Source organism: Agrobacterium bohemicum, assembly GCF_001562555.1.
GTDB lineage: Bacteria > Pseudomonadota > Alphaproteobacteria > Rhizobiales > Rhizobiaceae > Agrobacterium > Agrobacterium bohemicum.
In genome coordinates, this window is sequence record NZ_KQ961025.1 from 386,953 (window position 1) to 402,893 (window position 15,941).

General features: G+C 56.7%; 15 protein-coding genes. 5 read left to right on the top strand and 10 right to left on the bottom strand.

All coding sequences use genetic code 11. The features are described 5' to 3' along the window. Positions 1–2 precede the first annotated feature (2 nt). The 5 genes from hisF to hisB form a co-directional block, all read right to left on the bottom strand. On the bottom strand, positions 3–779 hold the full coding sequence (gene hisF, locus ATO67_RS07420) for an imidazole glycerol phosphate synthase subunit HisF (RefSeq protein WP_067646164.1): 777 nt from the start codon (positions 777–779) through the stop codon (positions 3–5). Next, complete coding sequence (gene hisA, locus ATO67_RS07425; protein ID WP_067646166.1) at positions 776–1,510, bottom strand: 1-(5-phosphoribosyl)-5-[(5-phosphoribosylamino)methylideneamino]imidazole-4-carboxamide isomerase; 735 nt, start codon at positions 1,508–1,510, stop codon at positions 776–778. The genes hisF and hisA overlap by 4 nt, the downstream gene beginning before the upstream one ends. A gap of 1 nt (position 1,511) precedes the next feature. Then, a complete protein-coding gene (hisH, locus tag ATO67_RS07430) occupies positions 1,512–2,162 on the bottom strand; it encodes an imidazole glycerol phosphate synthase subunit HisH (RefSeq protein ID WP_067646168.1) in 651 nt (216 codons plus the stop codon). 1 nt (position 2,163) lies between these two features. Beyond that, positions 2,164–2,655 (bottom strand): DUF2628 domain-containing protein, encoded by a 492-nt coding sequence (locus ATO67_RS07435; RefSeq protein ID WP_067646170.1) that lies wholly within the window; start codon positions 2,653–2,655, stop codon positions 2,164–2,166. A 75-nt stretch (positions 2,656–2,730) separates the two neighbouring features. Beyond that, the gene (hisB, locus tag ATO67_RS07440; protein WP_067646172.1) at positions 2,731–3,327 is read right to left on the bottom strand and encodes an imidazoleglycerol-phosphate dehydratase HisB; all 597 of its coding nucleotides are present in this window, start codon (positions 3,325–3,327) and stop codon (positions 2,731–2,733) included. Positions 3,328–3,528: 201 nt separating this feature from the next. Here hisB and hslV point away from each other — a divergent pair, with 201 nt between their 5' ends. The 4 genes from hslV to ATO67_RS07460 all read left to right on the top strand — a co-directional run bounded on the left by hslV (position 3,529) and on the right by ATO67_RS07460 (position 8,844). Next, positions 3,529–4,056, top strand: a complete 528-nt coding sequence (hslV, locus tag ATO67_RS07445; protein WP_067646174.1) for an ATP-dependent protease subunit HslV — start codon at positions 3,529–3,531, stop codon at positions 4,054–4,056. A gap of 77 nt (positions 4,057–4,133) precedes the next feature. Beyond that, positions 4,134–5,444 (top strand): ATP-dependent protease ATPase subunit HslU, encoded by a 1,311-nt coding sequence (gene hslU / locus ATO67_RS07450; protein ID WP_067646176.1) that lies wholly within the window; start codon positions 4,134–4,136, stop codon positions 5,442–5,444. Positions 5,445–5,591: 147 nt separating this feature from the next. Continuing rightward, positions 5,592–6,554 carry a DUF1402 family protein gene (locus ATO67_RS07455; protein WP_067646178.1) on the top strand — a complete coding sequence of 321 codons (963 nt, stop codon included), beginning with the start codon at positions 5,592–5,594 and terminating at the stop codon, positions 6,552–6,554. 118 nt (positions 6,555–6,672) lie between these two features. Continuing rightward, positions 6,673–8,844 carry a malate synthase G gene (locus ATO67_RS07460; RefSeq protein ID WP_106404915.1) on the top strand — a complete coding sequence of 724 codons (2,172 nt, stop codon included), beginning with the start codon at positions 6,673–6,675 and terminating at the stop codon, positions 8,842–8,844. A 114-nt stretch (positions 8,845–8,958) separates the two neighbouring features. Here ATO67_RS07460 and ATO67_RS07465 read toward each other — a convergent pair whose 3' ends face one another. Further along, on the bottom strand, positions 8,959–9,645 hold the full coding sequence (locus ATO67_RS07465) for a L,D-transpeptidase (RefSeq protein ID WP_067646180.1): 687 nt from the start codon (positions 9,643–9,645) through the stop codon (positions 8,959–8,961). Between the two features lie 185 nt (positions 9,646–9,830). Between ATO67_RS07465 and ATO67_RS07470 the strand changes: the two genes are divergently transcribed. Next, complete coding sequence (locus ATO67_RS07470) at positions 9,831–10,316, top strand: MmcB family DNA repair protein (RefSeq protein ID WP_067646182.1); 486 nt, start codon at positions 9,831–9,833, stop codon at positions 10,314–10,316. A gap of 22 nt (positions 10,317–10,338) precedes the next feature. On the opposite strand, the gene ATO67_RS07475 is transcribed toward ATO67_RS07470, so the two are convergent. The 4 genes from ATO67_RS07475 to lhpI all read right to left on the bottom strand — a co-directional run bounded on the left by ATO67_RS07475 (position 10,339) and on the right by lhpI (position 15,758). After that, the gene (locus ATO67_RS07475; RefSeq protein ID WP_067646184.1) at positions 10,339–10,929 is read right to left on the bottom strand and encodes an ActR/PrrA/RegA family redox response regulator transcription factor; all 591 of its coding nucleotides are present in this window, start codon (positions 10,927–10,929) and stop codon (positions 10,339–10,341) included. 69 nt (positions 10,930–10,998) lie between these two features. Beyond that, positions 10,999–12,306 carry an ActS/PrrB/RegB family redox-sensitive histidine kinase gene (locus ATO67_RS07480; RefSeq protein WP_067646186.1) on the bottom strand — a complete coding sequence of 436 codons (1,308 nt, stop codon included), beginning with the start codon at positions 12,304–12,306 and terminating at the stop codon, positions 10,999–11,001. Positions 12,307–12,322: 16 nt separating this feature from the next. Further along, the gene (gene hrpB / locus ATO67_RS07485) at positions 12,323–14,803 is read right to left on the bottom strand and encodes an ATP-dependent helicase HrpB (RefSeq protein WP_067646307.1); all 2,481 of its coding nucleotides are present in this window, start codon (positions 14,801–14,803) and stop codon (positions 12,323–12,325) included. 13 nt (positions 14,804–14,816) lie between these two features. Then, on the bottom strand, positions 14,817–15,758 hold the full coding sequence (lhpI, locus tag ATO67_RS07490; RefSeq protein ID WP_067646188.1) for a bifunctional Delta(1)-pyrroline-2-carboxylate/Delta(1)-piperideine-2-carboxylate reductase: 942 nt from the start codon (positions 15,756–15,758) through the stop codon (positions 14,817–14,819). Positions 15,759–15,941: the final 183 nt, after the last annotated feature.

The following is a 15,941-nucleotide window of genomic DNA, read 5'->3' on the forward strand; positions in this document are numbered from 1 at the left end:
GCTTAATCGAGGCGCATGGCGATGCCGTGCTCGGTCATATAGGCCTTGGCTTCACCGATGGAATAGGTGCCGAAATGGAAGATGGATGCGGCCAGAACTGCCGTCGCGTGGCCATCTCTCACGCCGGCAACGAGGTCGTCCAATGTGCCGACACCGCCGGATGCGACGACAGGCACACGGACCTGATCGGCAATCGTGCGGGTCAGCGCGATGTCATAACCGCTTTTGGTACCATCGCGGTCCATGGAGGTGATCAGCAATTCGCCAGCACCGCGCTCCACCATCTTGATGGCGAATTCCACAGCGTCGATACCGGTCGGCTGGCGGCCGCCATGGGTGAAGATTTCCCAGCGATCGGTTTCGCCTGTCACGGAAACCTTCTTGGCATCGATGGAAACGACAATGCACTGATTACCGAATTTGTCTGCCGCCTGCGCCACGAAATCAGGGTCTTTCACGGCAGCGGAATTGATCGAGACCTTATCGGCACCGCACAGCAAAAGCTTGCGAATATCTGAAACGGCACGAACCCCACCGCCGACCGTCACCGGCATGAAGCAATGGTCCGCTGTGCGGGACACGACGTCGAAAATCGTATCGCGATTGTCGGAGGAGGCGGTGATATCGAGAAAGCAAAGCTCATCGGCACCGGCAGCATCATAGGCTTTCGCGGCCTCCACCGGATCACCGGCATCGATGAGATCAACAAAGTTGACGCCCTTGACGACGCGACCGTCTTTGACGTCGAGGCAGGGAATAATGCGGGCTTTCAGCGTCATGCGCGTGCCTCCTTGATCAACGCCAGCGCATTTGCCGGGTCGATGCGGCCATCATAGAGCGCGCGCCCTGAGATGGCGCCCTCCAGCTTGGCGGCATCCGGCTCCAGCATACGCTTGATGTCTTCGATGGAGGCCAAGCCACCAGAGGCGATCACGGGAATGGAAACGGCATTGGCTAGTTCCAGCGTGGAGGCCCAGTTGATACCGGCCAGAATGCCATCGCGGTCAATATCGGTGTAGATGATGGCGGCAACGCCCGCACCCTCGAAACGTTTGGCGAGTTCGATGACACCGAGTTCAGAGGCTTCCGCCCAGCCTTCTACTGCAACCTTGCCACCCTTGGCATCGATACCGACAGCGACCTGTCCGGGGAAACGCTTGCAGGCTTCGATGACCAGAACCGGATCGCGCACGGCAACGGTGCCGAGAATGACGCGGGCAAGTCCGCGGGAAAGCCACGCTTCGATATGCGCCAGCGTTCTGATACCGCCACCCAGTTGCACTGGGTTCTTGGTGGATTTGAGAATAGCATCGACGGCATCGCCATTGACGCTCTGCCCGGCGAACGCGCCGTTCAGATCCACCACATGTAGCCACTCGAAGCCCTGGTCTTCGAAGGCCTTTGCCTGCGCGCCGGGGTCCTCGTTGTAGACGGTGGCCTGCTCCATGTCACCAAGCTTGAGGCGAACGCACTGGCCGTCTTTAAGGTCGATTGCAGGAAATAGGATCATGTCAGGGCTTCCAGCGCAGGAAATTCGAAATGAGGGCAAGGCCAAGTGTCTGGCTTTTTTCCGGGTGGAATTGCGCCCCGACCTTGTTGTCGCGACCCACGAAGGCCGTCATCGCGCCACCGTAATTGGTGGTGGCAATGACATCCTCGGCATGTTTGGCGGCAAGGTGATAGGAGTGCACGAAATAGGCGTGCAGGCCATCCGCACCGGTCTTGATGCCGTCAAACAGTGGGTGAGGGCGGTGCAAGTCGAGCGTGTTCCAGCCGATCTGCGGGATTTTCAAGTTAGGATCGGAGGGCGTCATTTCCACGACATCGCCCTCGATCCAGCCGAGGCCTTCGCTCGTGGTCTTTTCCAACCCGCGTGAGGACATAAGCTGCATACCAACGCAAATGCCAATGAAAGGGCGGGCCTTGGTTTCGACGGCTTCGATCAAAGCCTCATTCATACCGCTCACGGCATAAAGACCCGCGCGGCAATCGGCATAGGCCCCTACGCCAGGCAGAACGATGCAATCAGCGGATGCAACGGCCTCCGGACTGTCAGTTAGATCGATGGTCGCATCGATACCGGCTTCGCGGGCAGCGCGCTCAAAGGCTTTCGTCGCCGAGCGCAGATTGCCGGAGCCGTAATCGATAATTGCCACACGCATATCAGCGCCTTCCATTCAAATCGAATTGAAACGACCCGGCTGGATCGTTCATGAACCCGTTGCCGTTTGTGCGGTCCTGTTTCCATTCCGGCTGCGGGATTTTGGAGATTTGCGAGATGTCATCTTCTGGCAGGTTTGAAAAGTAAATCTCCTCGGCAGCGGCAAGGTCACGTGCGTGAACGACATCTTTTAACGTCCAGCCGTTGCAAAGGAGATGTCGAACAAGAATATTTCGTCCTTCGAACCCAGCGATCAAACCTGCGGCGAGCGCGAAGAGTGCGCCTGTAGTGCCGAAGCCTTCCAGTCCTGAAACCTGACCTGCCGACACTTGCAAAACAACAATTCCGATGGCGACCAACCACAGGCGCTGGATGGCGAACCACACCCAGGGAAATAGCAGGGCAAGCCATGAGAAGCGATCAGCGATGAACCGCGTGGAGCGGTGATCGCGGTCTGGACCGCCGGGTGCTTCAAGAACCAGATAAGATGTCATCGGCTTTCCTGACAATGGTCTCAGCGATGGATAAAAGCGCAATGGCTTCGTGCCGCTCTGACGATTTCATCTATCTCAGGCCAGCATGCCCTTTGTCGAGGGAACGCGGTCTGCCTGACGGGGATCGATCTCGGTGGCAACGCGCAACACGCGGGCAACCGCCTTGAAGCAAGTTTCGGCTATATGGTGGTTGTTGGCACCATAATGATTCAGGATGTGAAGGGTTATACCGGCATTCTGTGCCAGCGCCTGAAAGAATTCACGCACGAGTTCGGTATCGAAGGTGCCGATCTTTGGCGCAGAGAATGCGACATTCCAGACAAGAAACGGACGACCGGAAATATCGACGGCGGCCTTGGTCATGGTTTCGTCCATGGCAAGATCAAGCGACGCATATCTGGCGATGCCGCGACGGTCCCCGAGTGCCTTGGCAATGGCCTGGCCGATGGCAATACCGGTGTCTTCGACTGTGTGGTGATCATCGATATGCAGGTCGCCCGTCACATCGATGTCCATGTCGATAAGCGAATGGCGGCTGAGCTGGTCGAGCATATGATCGAAGAACCCCACACCGGTGGAAATCTTCGATTTGCCTGTCCCGTCGATATCGATGCGCACGGAAACGTTTGTTTCGTTCGTCTTGCGGGAAATCTCGGCTCTACGCTCTGCCATTTGGCTGCTCCGTATCAATATCGGGGTTCCTTATCAGCAAGACTGGCAAATATCCAGCCATTACATTGTCTTGCCGCATTGCACCCCGGTCCGCACCGTCCGGCTCATTTGCAATCGCAAAAACCGGACTTACATAGACTTCGAACAGGGATCGAAGACGCATCCCGTTGCAACGCCCTCTCAAGGGCAAACAGGTGTTTGATGACAACAATTATTACTGTGAGAAAGGCCGGCAAGGTGGTGATGGCCGGTGACGGTCAGGTCAGTCTCGGCCAGACGGTGATGAAAGGCAATGCTCGCAAAGTGCGCCGCATCGGCAAGGCCGGTGATGTGATTGCAGGCTTTGCCGGTGCCACGGCCGATGCCTTTACGTTGCTCGACCGTCTTGAAAAGAAACTGGAGCAATATCCCGGCCAATTGATGCGCGCAGCCGTCGAGTTGGCCAAGGACTGGCGCACGGACAAGTATCTCCGCAATCTCGAAGCCATGATGCTGGTGGCCGACAAATCGATTACGCTGGCGATTACGGGTAATGGCGACGTTCTGGAGCCGGAACATGGTGCGATCGCCATTGGTTCGGGCGGAAACTATGCGTTCGCCGCTGCCCGTGCGCTGATGGATTCGGAAAAGTCGGCGGAAGAGATCGCGCGTCAGTCGCTCGATATCGCCGCCGATATCTGTGTCTACACCAACCATAATCTCGTGATTGAAACGCTCGACGCAGAGTAAGCTGCGCCTTCCAAAACCCATGGGTTCTCTGGGCCGGGCCTGATGGCTGGCCGCAACAGGACGCCGAAAGGAACAAGATGACGACTTTTTCTCCTCGCGAGATTGTCTCGGAACTCGACCGTTATATCATCGGTCAACATGACGCCAAGCGCGCCGTGGCGATTGCTCTTCGCAACCGGTGGCGCCGCCAGCAACTCGATGAAAGCCTGCGTGACGAGGTCATGCCGAAGAACATCCTGATGATTGGGCCGACCGGCGTCGGCAAGACCGAAATTTCCCGTCGTCTCGCGAAACTTGCTGGTGCACCCTTTATCAAAGTCGAAGCCACAAAGTTTACCGAAGTCGGGTATGTCGGTCGCGATGTCGAGCAGATCATCCGTGATCTGGTGGAAATCGGCATTGGGCTGGTGCGCGAAAAGAAGCGCGCCGAGGTCCAGGCGAAAGCCCACGCCAGCGCCGAAGAACGGGTGTTGGACGCGCTTGTTGGCTCCACAGCATCACCAGGGACGCGTGAAAGCTTTCGCAAAAAGCTTCGCGATGGAGAGATGGACAAAAAGGAAATCGATATCGAGGTTGCCGACACGAGTTCCGCTATGCCTGGCTTTGATATTCCCGGTATGCCACCCGGTGCCAATATAGGCGTCCTCAATCTCTCGGACATGTTTGGCAAGGCCATGGGTGGCCGTACGAAGAAGGTGCGCACGACGGTTGAGAAGTCCTATGCCGATCTGATCCGCGATGAATCCGACAAGATGCTGGACAACGAGCTGATCCAGCGCGAAGCGGTGAAGTCCACTGAAAATGACGGCATCGTCTTTCTGGACGAGATCGATAAGATCGCGGCGCGTGATGGCGGCATGGGTGCGGGTGTGTCCCGCGAAGGCGTGCAGCGTGATCTTTTGCCGCTGGTGGAAGGCACGACCGTGTCCACGAAATATGGGCCTGTGAAAACCGATCATATTCTGTTCATCGCATCCGGTGCTTTCCATGTATCTAAACCATCGGACCTTCTGCCCGAACTTCAGGGCCGTCTGCCGATCCGCGTCGAGCTGAAGCCTCTGACCAAGGAGGATTTCCGCCGTATTCTGACGGAAACCGAGGCAAGCCTCATCCGCCAGTATATAGCGCTGATGGCAACGGAAGATTTGAATCTTGAATTTACAGATGACGCCATAGACGCTTTGGCTGATGTTGCGGTCCATCTGAATTCGTCCGTTGAAAATATCGGCGCACGTCGTCTTCAAACGGTGATGGAGCGGGTGTTGGACGAAATTTCGTTCAATGCGCCGGATCGTGGCGGCTCTGCTGTGAAGATCGATCAGGACTATGTGAAAAAACACGTAGGAGACATTGCTGCCGACACCGACCTCTCTCGCTACATTCTTTAAGCTGCGTCAGAGTGCGGCCATCTTTGCCGCACTCTTATTTTATTTGCCTTCTCTCGACATTTGACCACGTTTTTCGCTAATGAAAACGTTAATAGCTTTTGAAAGTATGGTCCGGTCTTAAAGCCGGTCGAAGAAAAGGCATTTCCCGTGCGTAAAACCCTTCTGGCATTGGCCGCGATTTTTGTCTTCGGCGTGGTTTATCCGTCGTTCGCGCAGGCGGCGACGGTGCCCCCCGGTAACCGCAATGCGGAGCAACCGGGCATACCAGGCGCTTCAGCGCGCCGCACGAAAAGCTCTAACTCCACATTTGATCGCAAATATCAGAAGGTCATCGATCTCCTTTCAAGCGATAAGCAGTTGATCTCAAAGATCAAATCGACGGCGGGCCGCTATGGGATCGACCCGATTCATATGATCGGCGCTATCGTGGGCGAGCACACCTATAATGTCGACGCCTATGACCGGCTTCAATCCTATTACGTCAAGGCTGCTTCATACGCTGGCAACAGCTTCCGTTTCGGTTACAAGGACGAAACTATCGCCCAGTTTCTGTCGCATACGCAGTTTTCCAAATGCGAGACGAAGCGCGATTCGGCCAGCTTATGGACCTGCCGGGAAGACGTCTGGGACGATAGCTTCCGGGGCAAAAAGGTTGATGGTGTCAGCTATCCGGACAATCGCTTCAGTTCGGTTTTCTTCCAGCCCTTTTATGCGGGCCAGACCTTTGGGCTTGGCCAGATTAATCCTTTGACGGCACTGATGCTGTCTGACAGGGTTGCGCGCGTTTCCGGCTTTGAAAATCTGGATGAGAATGATGCCGCCGCGGTCTATACGTCGATCATGGACCCGGATCGGTCGCTGGCTTACATGGCGGCCGCCATTCGCAAATCCATCGATGACTATAAGTCGATTGCCGATATGGACATTTCCAAAAATCCGGGCCTGACATCCACGCTCTATAATCTGGGTGGATCGCAGCAGCGAGCCGCTGCGCTTGCCCAGAAGAACCGTCAGCGTGCCGCAAGCGGGGAAGCGCCATTGTGGCCCGAGGAAAATTATTATGGCTGGCTGGTCAACGACAAGCTGCCGGAACTTCAGAATCTTTTGTAATTTTCTAGCAAGGTCGGATGAAGTATTTCTGAAAAGAAAACCGTTAGACGCTGGCCCGTGATTGACGAGGCGGCCTTTCAGCGTCCACTCTCCGACCCAATAATGACAAGGGAGATATATGGTGAGCCGCATCGAACAGCACGGTCTTTTATTTGACGAAACGCTTTATCGCTTTTTGAAGGACGATGTCCTGCCGGAAACAGGACTGGACGCAGACGCCTTCTTCGCGGGTTTTTCAAAGATTGTGCGCGAGCTGTCGCCAAAGAATCGGGACTTGCTGGCCAAGCGTGATGCCTTTCAGGAAAAAATCGACGCCTGGTATCGTGAAAACGGCGCGCCGATAGATCTTGATCAATACGAGGCGTTCCTGAGAGACATCGGCTATCTCCTGCCGGAAGGTGGTGCCTTCAAGGTCGATACGCAAAATGTCGATCCTGAAATTGCCCTGCTCGCCGGTCCACAGCTCGTCGTGCCGGTGATGAATGCGCGCTACGCGCTGAATGCCGCGAACGCCCGCTGGGGTTCGCTTTACGATGCGCTTTACGGCACAGATGCCATTTCCGACGATGATGGTGCCGCGAAAGGCAAGGGATACAATCCCAAGCGGGGCGCGAAGGTCATTGCCTGGGCACGGGATTTTCTGGATCGCTCTGCGCCATTGGCAAGCGGCAGCTGGTCACAAGTATCCGGCGTCAAGATTGAAGACGGTGTGCTGGCGATTGAAGTTGGCGGCGCATGGGGCGGATTGAGTGATCCTGCACAGTTTTCAGGCTTTGGTGGTGAGGCCGCCGCACCTTCATCAATCCTTTTGGCGAAGAACGGCCTTCACGTCGAAATCGTCATCGATCCCTCGACCGATATTGGCAAAACCGATGCGGCGGGCATTTCAGATGTCATTCTCGAATCAGCGCTGACGACGATCATGGATTGTGAGGATTCCGTCGCTGCGGTCGATGCGGACGACAAGGTCGTGGCTTACAGCAATTGGCTCGGCCTGATGCGCGGTGATCTGACCGAAGAAGTGGCCAAGGGCGGTTCAACGTTCACTCGCCGTCTCAATGCAGACCGCAATTACACCGCCCCAGATGGTTCTGCACTGACTATTCCGGGTCGCTCGCTGATGCTGGTGCGCAATGTCGGCCACCTCATGACCAATCCCGCGGTGCTTGATCAGGATGGTAAGGAAATCCCCGAAGGCATCATGGATGCGATCGTCACAGGCCTGATTGCGCTTTATGATGTCGGTCCCAACGGACGCCGCCAGAATTCGCGTGCCGGCTCCATGTATGTGGTCAAGCCAAAAATGCATGGTCCGGAAGAGGTGGCATTTGCATCCGAAATTTTTGGTCGCGTCGAAAAGCTGATCGGCATGGAGCCCAACACGATCAAAATGGGCATCATGGACGAGGAACGCCGCACCACCGTCAACCTCAAGGAGTGCATTCGCGCCGCCAAGGATCGTGTCGTCTTCATCAATACCGGCTTTCTGGATCGCACCGGTGATGAAATCCACACCTCGATGGAAGCGGGCCCGATGATCCGCAAGGGCGACATGAAGCAGGCTTCTTGGATCGCAGCTTATGAGAACTGGAATGTCGATATCGGTCTGGAATGCGGTCTTTCCGGCCACGCCCAGATTGGCAAGGGCATGTGGGCGATGCCGGACCTGATGGCGGCAATGCTGGAGCAGAAGATCGCCCATCCGAAAGCCGGTGCGAACACGGCCTGGGTGCCGTCACCCACAGCTGCGACGCTGCATGCCACGCACTACCATAGCGTCGATGTGGCAGAGGTTCAGGGCGGATTGAAAAATCGTGATCGTGCCAAGCTTTCCGACATCCTGTCGGTACCCGTCGCGGTTCGCCCAAACTGGAGCGCAGAGGAAATCCAGCGGGAATTGGATAACAATGCGCAGGGAATATTGGGCTATGTCGTTCGCTGGGTCGATCAAGGCGTTGGATGCTCGAAGGTCCCCGATATCAACAATATCGGCCTGATGGAGGACCGCGCGACACTGCGTATTTCCGCCCAGCACATGGCCAATTGGCTGCGCCATGGTGTCGTTTCCGAGGCACAGATCATGGAAACCATGCAGCGCATGGCCGCTGTTGTGGATGGCCAGAATGCGGGTGACCCAGCCTATGTGCCAATGGCGGGAAACTTCGATACATCCATCGCTTTTCAGGCCGCTGTAGAGCTGGTGCTCAAGGGTAAAGAACAGCCCAACGGCTATACCGAACCGGTCCTGCATCGCCGCCGTCTTGAGTTGAAGGCCAAACAGACAGCTTAACGGGTTTCTTTGGCGTCCCGTCGGCGACGCGTGATGACGGGCGACAAAAGCGATCCCAACAAAAAAGCCGCCGGGAAATCCTCGGCGGCTTTTTTGACTTGATGACCGGCGATCTTACTGGATCACGATAACCTTGGATGTGCGGCCTGGCCGGACGCGGCTGTAGAGATCAATGACGTCCTGATTGATCATACGGATGCAGCCAGATGAGGCAGCCGTACCGATGGATGCCCACTCAGGCGAACCATGGATGCGGAACAGTGTATCCTGGCCCTTCTCGTTGAAGAGATACATGGCGCGTGCGCCCAGCGGGTTGGTCAAGCCAGGGCCCATGCCGCCTTCCACATATTTGGAGATTTCAGGCTTGCGCACAGCCATTTCCTTCGGCGGATGCCACATTGGCCATTCCTGCTTCCAGGCGACATAGGCTTCACCAGCCCATGCAAAGCCCTGCTTGCCAACGCCGATACCGTAGCGCACAGCCTTGCCGCCCGGCAGGATGTAATAAAGGAAACGCTCGCGGGTGTTGACGATAACAGTGCCTGCTTTTTCCGGCGTTTCGAAATTCACGATCTGGCGGTGGAAACGCTTGTCCACGCGGTTGATCGGAATGGCTGGCAGGGCATAGCCTGCATCGGTCGTCGCACCGTAAACTTCGTCACCGAAGATCTGCGTGGTTTCGACATAGGCCGGTGCCGAGGCGGTGCCAGCAGGTGAGGTCTGGGTCGTCGTGGAGGCGCAACCGCCCAAAGCAAGTACGGACGACAGGCCGAGGGCAGTCAAGGAAGTGCGAATGCGCATGATGTTCTCGCGGGAAATATCGGCTATATGAGTCGATGTAGGAAGCTCTATTGAATAGATCGGTTATTTTCGATTAATCTTAGGTTGGCAAGCCGTTGCACCGCAGCAAAAGAATACGGTGCACGAAATCGCGGCCTCATGGCCTTTTTGCAACATGAAAGGGATCGATTTCCCGGATTTCATCCATGACTATTCTTTCTATCATCAACAATAATCCGTTAATCGACGGGCGGCAGTCAGAAAACGCGATGCTTGTGCGTCGCGGCGTTCAGATATTGCTGAACGAAATGCGCCACGCCGTTTTGCCGGAACTGTCACTGTCCAGTGGTAGACGGGCCGATCTCATCAGCATTTCGGCAAAGGGAGAGGTATGGATTATCGAGATCAAATCCTCCATCGAGGATTTCAGGGTGGACCGTAAATGGCCAGACTATCGGCAACATTGCGACCGGCTGTTTTTTGCGACCCATAACGGCGTGCCGCTCGATATTTTTCCGCAAGAGTGCGGAATGTTCGTATCGGATGGCTACGGCGCGCTCATGGTGCGCGAGGCACCCGAACATAAATTGCCACCAGCGACGCGCAAATCCCTGATGCTGGAGTTTTCTCGTGTAGCAGCCCGCCGCCTGATGATGGCCGAGTGGTCAACCGGCAAAAGCTATTCCGATTAGAGTAACTTGGTGGCGCCGGATATTATTTCGGCGCCCGCTTGGCCAATATGCGTTGCAATGTACGCCGGTGCATATTGAGGCGGCGCGCTGTTTCTGAGACGTTTCGCTCGCACATTTCATAGACACGCTGAATATGCTCCCAGCGTACCCGGTCCGCCGACATGGGATTTTCCGGCAAATCCATCTTGTCGCCTTCTCGCTGGGTCAGCGCATTGAACACGTCATCTGCGTCGGCGGGCTTGGCAAGATAATCGAGCGCGCCGAGCTTTACCGCTGTGACGGCAGTGGCGATGTTGCCATATCCCGTCAAAACCACGATTTGCGTGTCGTCACGGTGCTGTCGGATCGCCTCGATTACCTCAAGACCGTTGCCGTCACCCAATCGCAAATCGACGACGGCATATTTGGGCGGTGCCAGTTTTGATTTCGCGATGCCCTCGCTGACGGATTCGGCGGTCTCTACGGTAAAGCCGCGCGTTTCCATGGCGCGTGCGAGGCGCCGCAGAAACGGACCGTCGTCATCAACGATCAAAAGTGATTTGTCCGGCCCGATCGGGTCGATATCTACCGGTGCGATCGCATCTGGCTTATCTTTTTGTGTGTCGTCACTCATCCCAGCAGTCTCCAGCGGTCTTCTTCACATATAGGGACCTGGCAGGTCTCATTGAATGCGAGAGTAAAGTCAGTTACTCTTCTTATCGTCCATGATCGCGCGTGGCCAGACAACCGTCACCCGCGCCCCTGCGGCATCTGGTCCACGGTTCTCAAAACTGAGCGTTGCACCGGAGCGCTCGAGAAGGGTTTTCGCGATGAACAATCCAAGCCCCAACCCACCGGCGCGTGCCTCATTCTGGCGCTTCGTGACGTAGGGTTCACCGATCCGCGCCAGAATGTCCGGGGCATATCCCTGGCCATCGTCTTCGATCATGACCTTCACTTGCTGCGCGTCATGTTCCGCCGTCACCGTTACGGATTCGCGTGCATAATCGACCGCGTTTTCCAACAGATTGCCAAGACCATAGATAATACCGGCATTGCGTGCGCCGACCGGCTCGCCGCTTCGACTGCTTTTTTCAACCAGCCGCAGCTTGATGCCGAACTCACGGTGCGGCGCCATGACCTCCTCGATGAGAGAGGAAAGCGGAAGCTTGCGCAGGTGCTCTTCGCCGTCTGCAGAGAGCGAGGTTAGCCGGCGCAGAATATCACGACAACGCTCGCTTTGACTGCGTAGCAACGCAACGTCCTCCCTAAAACGGTCGTCCCTGCCCAGCTCTCGCTCCATCTCTTTAGCGACCACACTGATGGTCGCGAGAGGAGTGCCGAGTTCATGTGCGGCGGCGGCCGCCAGTCCGTCCAGTTGCGACAGATGCTTTTCCCGCTCGAGAACAAGTTCTGTCGCAGCCAGCGCATCTGCCAGCTGATTGGCCTCGTGGGACACACGGTATGCATAAAAGGCAGCGAACAACATCATGGCAACGATGGAGCACCAGATGCCAACATGGATGATCAGCTGGATCGGCAGCGTCTCATCCGGATACCATGGAACCGGAAAGGGTGAGAAGGCTATCGTCGTGACGCAGACAAGCGCAAAGACCAGCAGCATCAACGAATGTTTCATGGGCTGCGACGCAAAGGCGATAATGACCTGTACGCAGATAAGCGGTGCAAAGGGGTTGGAAAGCCCACCGGTGATGTAGATCAATGCCGTCAGTTGAAGAAGATCAAAGGCGAGAAGCAGTGTCGCTTCCCACGGGTCAAGGCGATAGGTGGCCGGAAAGCGAGCCGATAGGAACAGGTTTGCCACTGCGAGCGCACCGATCAGCACGGCACAGGTGAGAAGAGGCAGCGGAAAATTGAGGCCGAAGGCAACGATGAGGATCGTCGCGCTCTGCCCGACCACGGCCAGCCAGCGCAGCCAGACAATTGTCTGCAAACGGATATGGCGACTGGCACGGCCGAGCCGCGTGTTTTCTTCTGGCTGAACGGCCATCCGCCGATCTCCTGTCTTACGTTCCGCGCGGCTTTACGCGATTGGTCGGCAGTGCCGAGGCTGGATCTTCGGGCCATGGATGGCGTGGGTAGCGCCCGCGCATATCGGCACGTACGTCTTTCCACGAACCTGCCCAGAAACCGGGAAGATCCCGCGTGGTCTGTATCGGCCTGTGTGCGGGCGAGGTCAATTCCAGAAGCAGTGGCAATTTGCCGCCCGCGACCGAAGGGTGCTGCTTCAAGCCGAAGAGTTCCTGCACACGGATTGTCAGAGTCGGCTCGTCCCCATCGTAGCTGATCGGGTGTTTTTGTCCCGTTGGGGCCTCGAAATGCGTCGGCAGCAATTTCGTCAGTTCACGTTGTGCCGAATGCGGAACGAGCGATAGCAGCCCGTCCATGATGCCGCCGGACCTGATCTCCTGAATACTCCTGGCATCATGCTGGTAAGGCACGAACCATTCATCCAGCCGCCCAACCAGCGCCTCGTTGCACGTATCCGGCCACGGGTCACCAATGGTCCGGTGAAGAAAGCCCAGACGCTGGCGCAACTGCTGCGCTTCTTTGGAAAAGGTGAGAATGACCAAACCGTGCTCGCGAATGCCATTGGCAAGCGCAAGTGCGGCTTTCTCGCCGCTCGGTTTGCCAAGCGGGGTCTCTTCCAGAACAATTGCACCAATGCGGGTGACGCGACGGGCACGAACCTGACCGCTGGCCTTTTCGAAAAACAGTTGGTCCTCCGTGCGGACCGCGTCCGGCACATGTTCTTCCACATCTTCACGCCCTATCGAGGCCGCTGCCAGAATGCGCGGCTGCGCAGCGCGCCCGGTCACATCCGCCACGACCAGCATTTTTTCCGTGGCAAGACGCTCTGTCTCGGCAAGCTCCGCCCCTCGACCGTTGGCCATCACGTAACGCCCACGCCCGCCCCGCTGGAAGGCAATGCGATCGGGATAGGCACGCAGCAAGAGTTCTCCAGCGGTGACGGTATCAGCAGATGCGTCTCGAACCCTGCCGCCAAGGGACAAGACAATCCGTTTGGCCAGACTTTTGGCTGCGGTTGCACGTTCGCCTTTTTCATATTTGAAACGGCGAAGCCTTTCCTCCAGATCGATATCGCTGCCGCCAAGTCCTTGTTCGGTCAAAATCACCGCCAGCATTGCCGCATCGTTTCCATGTCCTGCCTCCTGCGCGGCAATGACCATGGCGGATAGGCGAGGGGGCATGGCCAGCTCCCTCATTTTCTTGCCACGCGGGGTAATAGTCATTGACGCATCCAGCGCGCCAAGGCTGGTCAAAAGCGCGCGCGCCTCGATGAGAGCGGACTGCGGTGGCTGATCCAGAAAGGCAAGCGAAGCCGGGTCGGTCACACCCCAATGCGCGAGATCGAGTGCCAGCGCGGACAAGTCACTGGCCAATATCTGCGGCGGTGTAAAGGCCGCAAGTGCGGCCGTCTGCCCCGTATGCCATAGCCGGATGGCGATGCCTGGTTCGGTACGCCCAGCGCGCCCCGCCCGTTGATCTGCCGAAGCGCGCGACACCTTCACCGTTTCCAGTCGTGTCATGCCCGTCGACGGCTCGAAAACCGGTAGGCGCTGCAAGCCGCTATCGATCACGACGCTCACGCCATCGATGGTGATTGAGGTTTCGGCAATGGAGGTTGCCAGCACGATCTTGCGCTTTCCCGGCTCTGTCGGCTTGATCGCAGCATCCTGCTCTTTCTGCGACAGGTTGCCATAAAGGGGAATAACGTGGGTATCCGGGCCGAAGCGACCGTCAAGCCTCTCCACGGTCCGCGTAATTTCGCCCTGACCTGGCAGAAAAGCGAGAATTGATCCTTTTTCGTTTCCGTGGACCTCGATGATTGCCCGTGCGACGCTATCTTCTATCCGCTCACGGCTCGGCCGGTCATCATAGCGTATGTCTATTGGAAAACTGCGCCCCAGACTTTTGATAACCGGGGCTTCCCCCAATAGGTTGCTTATTCTTTCCACATCGAGAGTGGCCGACATAACGACGATCTTCAGATCATCACGAAGTCCGGCCTGCACATCCAGTGCCAATGCGAGACCGAAGTCGCCGTCGAGCGAGCGTTCGTGGAACTCATCGAAAATGACAGCGGACACGCCGCCCAATTCCGGATCATCCAGAACCATGCGCGCAAAGACACCTTCCGTTACGACCTCAATCCGGGTTTTGGGCGAGATACGGGTGTCCAGCCGCATACGATAGCCTACGGTTTCCCCAACCGTTTCTCCCAAGAGCGCTGCCATGCGACTGGCCGCAGCCCGGGCCGCCAGTCTTCGTAGCTCCAGCAGAATAATCTTGCCGTCTCCGCGCCATGATTGGTCGAGCAGATAAAGCGGCACCAGTGTTGTCTTGCCCGCCCCGGGCGGCGCCGAAAGCACCGCCTGCCCATGGCTTGCCAGCGCAACGCCAATCTCCGCCAACACATCCGTAACCGGGAGGGTAGGCAATATCTGCTCTATAATCTGTGTCATGCCACTCACGAGTTCAGGTCTTGACGCTTTCATAGGCCAAAATGGCGCCTGCGAGGTCTTCCAGCGCAGCGCCGACGGATTTGAAAAGCGTTATTTCGTCATCATTAGCACGCCCGGCATGGTGACCAGACACAAGTTCACGAAGTTCAGCACGAATATCATTGCGTCCGATGACACCTGCAGCGAGAGGCTGAACGATATCGCCTCCCTCCTTCAGTGCGCCATCGAACGTATCGACAAAAAGGCTGGCACGTATCACCGCCATATCGTCGCTTTCGCGCATGGTAGGCTTGAAAGCGCCGACAAGATCGAGATGGGCACCGGCTTTCAACCATTCGCCCTTGATCAAGGGGTCTTGAGAAAGCGTTGCGCATGAAATGATATCAGCCGAGCGTGCTGCCCCTTCAAGATCGGTGCAGGCCTTCGCATCAAATCCAAGCTTACGTGCGTCCTCAGCAGTTCTCTCTGCGGCAACAGGGTTGCGTCCCCATATACGAAATGATGTCAGCGGCCGTGTGGTGGCGTGCGCCTCTATCAAGTTGAGCGATAATCGTCCGGTGCCCACCATCAACATAGAGGAAGCATCGTGACGCGCGAGATATCTGGCAGCCAGAGCCGATGTCGCTGCCGTGCGCCGCGCCGTCAACTCACCGCCCTCTATCGCAGCCAGCATTTCGCCCGTCTTGCCCGAGGACAGTAAATAGGTGCCAAATATCGCTGGAAAAGAACGCAGGCCGTTATCGGGGAATACAGAAAGTATTTTTACGCCCATATAGGACCCGGGCACCCAGGCAGGCATCATCAACAATGTTGCGTCGTTCTCGCCCGGTACCTCTACCCCATGATGGTGCCTGACAGGCATGACGCAGCTACCGCGAAACATGCTCTCTATTGCATTGATAAGTGCGGGCCACGCCAAGGCGCGCCGAGTTTCTTCTTCGTTGAGAACCAGCATGACAAACTCCCGTTCCGATGATTGGGATAGACCTTAGCAAGGCCGCATTGTCTGGTGAAGGGAGAGGAGGCTGATGGGCTGTAAAACGCCGCTTTACAGGAAAGAGCCAGTATTGGCTTTTTTATGCGGGGCGGGGTGGTTGGGCGGGGTTAATCCAAAATACTTTTTGAAATCAATAATTTA

What these genes read in the sequence shown, in the direction of transcription:
- ATO67_RS07435 (WP_067646170.1), bottom strand. Translation starts at nt 2,655, where the DNA reads ATGACATCTTATCTGGTTCTTGAAGCACCCGGCGGTCCAGACCGCGAT.
- ATO67_RS07475 (WP_067646184.1), bottom strand. Translation starts at nt 10,929, where the DNA reads ATGAGTGACGACACACAAAAAGATAAGCCAGATGCGATCGCACCGGTA.
- ATO67_RS07465 (WP_067646180.1), bottom strand. Translation starts at nt 9,645, where the DNA reads ATGCGCATTCGCACTTCCTTGACTGCCCTCGGCCTGTCGTCCGTACTT.
- lhpI (WP_067646188.1), bottom strand. Translation starts at nt 15,758, where the DNA reads ATGCTGGTTCTCAACGAAGAAGAAACTCGGCGCGCCTTGGCGTGGCCC.
- hslV (WP_067646174.1), top strand. Translation starts at nt 3,529, where the DNA reads ATGACAACAATTATTACTGTGAGAAAGGCCGGCAAGGTGGTGATGGCC.
- ATO67_RS07480 (WP_067646186.1), bottom strand. Translation starts at nt 12,306, where the DNA reads ATGGCCGTTCAGCCAGAAGAAAACACGCGGCTCGGCCGTGCCAGTCGC.
- hslU (WP_067646176.1), top strand. Translation starts at nt 4,134, where the DNA reads ATGACGACTTTTTCTCCTCGCGAGATTGTCTCGGAACTCGACCGTTAT.
- hisF (WP_067646164.1), bottom strand. Translation starts at nt 779, where the DNA reads ATGACGCTGAAAGCCCGCATTATTCCCTGCCTCGACGTCAAAGACGGT.
- hisB (WP_067646172.1), bottom strand. Translation starts at nt 3,327, where the DNA reads ATGGCAGAGCGTAGAGCCGAGATTTCCCGCAAGACGAACGAAACAAAC.
- ATO67_RS07460 (WP_106404915.1), top strand. Translation starts at nt 6,673, where the DNA reads ATGGTGAGCCGCATCGAACAGCACGGTCTTTTATTTGACGAAACGCTT.
- hrpB (WP_067646307.1), bottom strand. Translation starts at nt 14,803, where the DNA reads ATGACACAGATTATAGAGCAGATATTGCCTACCCTCCCGGTTACGGAT.
- ATO67_RS07470 (WP_067646182.1), top strand. Translation starts at nt 9,831, where the DNA reads ATGACTATTCTTTCTATCATCAACAATAATCCGTTAATCGACGGGCGG.
- hisA (WP_067646166.1), bottom strand. Translation starts at nt 1,510, where the DNA reads ATGATCCTATTTCCTGCAATCGACCTTAAAGACGGCCAGTGCGTTCGC.
- hisH (WP_067646168.1), bottom strand. Translation starts at nt 2,162, where the DNA reads ATGCGTGTGGCAATTATCGATTACGGCTCCGGCAATCTGCGCTCGGCG.